This window comes from Mycobacterium sp. TH-M25 (genome assembly GCF_057473665.1).
The window spans coordinates 1-3,679 of sequence record NZ_JBYCLA010000367.1 but is presented as its reverse complement, the minus strand read 5'-3'; the positions used below and the strand labels follow the sequence as shown (position 1 = coordinate 3,679).

General features: G+C 65.0%; 4 protein-coding genes. 1 reads left to right on the top strand and 3 read right to left on the bottom strand.

What is annotated here, in order from left to right; all coding sequences use genetic code 11:
* The coding region (locus tag AC2VOU_RS12365; RefSeq protein ID WP_486957643.1) for an outer membrane protein assembly factor BamB family protein at positions 1-1,220 on the bottom strand (1,220 nt) is incomplete at its 3' end.
* Between the two features lie 204 nt (positions 1,221-1,424).
* Here AC2VOU_RS12365 and AC2VOU_RS12360 point away from each other — a divergent pair.
* Positions 1,425-2,162, top strand: coding sequence for an acyltransferase (locus AC2VOU_RS12360; RefSeq protein ID WP_486957642.1), 738 nt, complete (start codon positions 1,425-1,427; stop codon positions 2,160-2,162).
* Positions 2,163-2,219: 57 nt separating this feature from the next.
* Here the strand turns inward: AC2VOU_RS12360 and AC2VOU_RS12355 are convergent, their stop codons facing one another.
* Both AC2VOU_RS12355 and AC2VOU_RS12350 read right to left on the bottom strand, forming a co-directional pair.
* Positions 2,220-2,615 carry a hypothetical protein gene (locus AC2VOU_RS12355; RefSeq protein ID WP_486957641.1) on the bottom strand — a complete coding sequence of 132 codons (396 nt, stop codon included), beginning with the start codon at positions 2,613-2,615 and terminating at the stop codon, positions 2,220-2,222.
* 106 nt (positions 2,616-2,721) lie between these two features.
* Positions 2,722-3,679 (bottom strand): hypothetical protein (locus AC2VOU_RS12350; RefSeq protein WP_486957640.1); only part of this gene is annotated, 958 nt, incomplete at its 5' end.

Below are 3,679 nucleotides of genomic sequence, written 5' to 3'. Positions count from 1 at the left end.
ACCGGATATCCGGTGGCCGCCGGTAGCGGATAGCTGTTGAGGGTGTGGCCGTTGCGTGGATCGAAGGCCAGCAACGACATGCCAGGTGCGCCTGCTGCGGGCGGACCGCTGACCACCGTGTAGCCGACGCTGACGCCGGCCAGGCTCGACGTCGACAAGGGGGTGAGGTCGTCGCGGCGCCAGAGCTGCTCGGCGTGGTCACCGGCGTCCTGGAACGCCGCCAGCCGGGTGTCGGGACCGCCGCCGGACACGATCAGCCCCTGCGGGGTGACCGCGGGCGGCGTCTGTGCCAGAAATTCCAGTGGCACCGACCATTTCGGTTTCCCGTCGGCGGCGTGCAGCGCCCACAGCCGTTGGTCGCGGCCATTGACGTAGACGGTTGATCCGTCAGCGGATAACACCGGGCTGGCAAGTACACCGGCGTCCACGGCGTCGCTGGTCCACTCACGGGCAAGCAGCGGCGTCTGCCCCGAGTGGTACTTCAGCCCGACCAGCCCCGCGGCCGGTGCGCCGGGCTGCCAGACGCCGAGCACCACCGTCTGGCTGGCCGCCGAGTAGGCAGGGGCCGCCGCGACCGGGCAGCCCTGTTGGGCTGGCGCGCAATCGGCCAACCCGCGCGTCGGGTCGGTCGGGTTGACGCCGTCCACCAGGTCCAGCGGACTACCGGCCACCATGCCGCGATGCGCGTCGAAAACCAGCACCTGCCCCAGATGCGTGGTGACGAGCAGTTGGCCGTTGCCGAGAAAGCGGGGGGTGGACGGCATCCCGATCACCGGCTGCCGCCAGCGTGTCCACTGCGTCACCGGGAACGAGAAGATCGTCCCGGGCTGGCCGACATACAGATTGTCGAAGCCGTCGAACAACGGACCGCTGAAGCCGCCACCCTGGACCAGCCGAACACACCAGCGTTGTCGGCCGTTGTCGTTGTTCTCCCACTCCATCAGTGAACATCCGGCCTGGGTCTGCGCGTTCATCGCGAGGTATCCGCGCGCGCTGAGCGCCGGCCCGGCCGCCAAACTTCCTTTAACCGGCCGTGTCCACTGCAGCGCTAACGTGGTGGCGCCGCTGGTTGCGGTGTAGCTGCTGTTGGACGCGTCGCCGTATTGCGCCGGCCAGCCTTGAGCGGCCGACGCGTCAACCCAGGAGTCGGTGTTGCCGCAACCGCCGATTCCAATGACCAGCACGGCCGCGAACATCGTAGTGGGGCAACGCCGCAGCATACGGAAACGCCGCAGCATACGGAGATGTCGGGCAAGCACCTCGGTTTCTCAAATCCTTCCGCGGGACTTTGGTATGAGCAGCGATCAAGTACAGGTGAGGGTAACCGCCGTCCCGGCGCGCATCGTCGCCGGGCGGGGCGTGATTGCCCGCCTCCTCAGCCCGCCGTCCCGGCGCGCATCGTCGCCGGGCTAAGCTGTCCGGCCATGACGACGATGTGGGGTGCACCGCTTCATCGCCGCTGGCGTGGGTCACGGTTGCGAGATCCGCGCCAGGCCAAGTTCCTCACTATGGCCTCGCTGAAGTGGGTGCTGGCCAACCGCGCCTACACTCCCTGGTACCTGGTGCGTTATTGGCGGCTGCTGAAGTTCAAGCTGGCTAACCCGCACATCATCACCCGCGGCATGGTGTTTTTGGGCAAGGGTGTGGAGATCCACGCGACGCCCGAACTCGCGCAGCTCGAGATCGGGCGCTGGGTACACATCGGTGACAAGAACACGATCCGCGCGCACGAGGGCTCGCTGCGGTTCGGCGACAAAGTAGTGCTGGGCCGGGATAACGTCATCAACTGCTATCTCGACATCGAGTTTGGGGTTTCGGCGTTGATGGCCGACTGGTGCTACGTCTGCGACTTCGACCACCGGATGGATGACATCAACACCCCGATCAAGGATCAGGGAATCGTCAAGTCCCCGGTCCGCATTGGGCCGGACACCTGGATGGCTGCGAAGGTGACGGTGTTGCGTGGCACCTCAGTCGGGCGGGGCTGCGTGCTGGGGGCGCATGCGGTGGTCCGCGGGGTAATCCCTGACTATTCGATCGCGGTGGGCGCACCGGCCAAGGTGATCAAGAATCGGAAGCTGTCCTGGGAGCAATCGGCTGCGCAGCGCGCCGAACTGGCTGCTGCATTGGCCGACATCGAACGAAAAAAGGCCGCCCGCTAGCCGGGAACACTGGCGTACCAACAGATTCCGGTCACTCGGGGCGGGCTTTGCCCGGCCCTAGATGATGCTCTTGAGCGCTGCGGCCAGGCCTTCGGTGTCCGCGACGGTCACGGTAAGGGCCGAGTGGTCCCGCAGTCCGATGACCCGACGAATCCGTGGCTCAAAGTGGATGCAGACACCGGCATGTGCATTGGTACCGAAGGTCAGTCCGTCATCGACGAACGACAACCGAGGGCCTACGGCGGTCCACCATCGGTAGGGGCCGGTGACATGGGCGTCGCGAACACTGGACAGCGGCGCCTCGACACGAAATGGCCCATAGCGGGCGATGAATCGACCATCGTCGGTCAGCGTCACCCCCTGGTTGCCGGGCCACCGAAATGGTAACCACATTGGGGCGAGCAATGGGTCGTAGCGATAGGGGAAGTAATGACCCCGATGCTGCGGCTTCATGGCAGTGCTCCGATCTCTTGAACAGGCCGTGTTAGTGAAATCGATTATGTTGAGGCATAATTCGGTGCATCCGTGCCCGACGTGTACGCGGGATTCGTCCGAATGATCACACCGGCGGTGGGACCCCGAAGCCTGGGATGACCCCGACTGGGAACAAGGCCAACAACATAACCCCGACAGCGAACACGACGCGGGTGCGCCGGGTCGGTTCCTGAGTGGCCTCGGGCTGACTGCTCGCGTAGAGCAAGTACACGATGCCTATGTCGAACGAGATGGTGACCCACCACCGGACCCAGTCGACTGAGGTTGCAAAAACCGGCAGCATGAGCACGGCCGCGAATGTCACCCACCAGAGCCGCCGGCGTGGCAGTTCGCAGAAACGCCGGAAGGGCACTCCGGAAACGTGGCCGATGGCCAAGACTGTCATCGTCAGCAGGGCAATCCCGAACGCGGTCGAAGCAAGCAGCCCGGCACCGATGCTGGCGACGAACCTGGCGGCGTCGGCGAACGTCTGGTCGAAGTTCATGATGATGTTCCGGCACATCCAATCGTGATAATCGATGTAAAAGTGTTGGCCGCTAAGAATTTGGCTTGCGGAGAGCTTGCCCGCCGCCGGCCAGTCAACAGCACCGTGCGGCACCATCGCACACAATTGGGACGAGATTCCGCGGCGCCCAAGCAATGCTGCGGCTACCGAGACAGCCAGCCCGGGAGCGACGGCGAGCAGCGCGCTAATACGCTGGATGTTGATCGGACTGTGCGCCGCGAGAGCCGCAATGGCCAGCACGGCGCCGAGCGAGAACAACGACGGGATCGCTTCGTGCGCGAGCGTCAGAACCGCTATGGTGACGCCATAGGTCGCACTGGCAAACAAGATTGACCGGTCGCCCTTTACCGAGGCAAGCGTCACGGCGAACCCGGCCAGCGCTGCCCCGGCGAAAAGATCAGGGTGCGCCGAGAGCACTGCGAACGCGAAGCCAAACGGCAGCACAGCGATGAGCAGCGCCAGCATTAGTCGGCGTTCGGAACGGCCGAACCTGACCGCCACCGCTACCAAGCCGCCG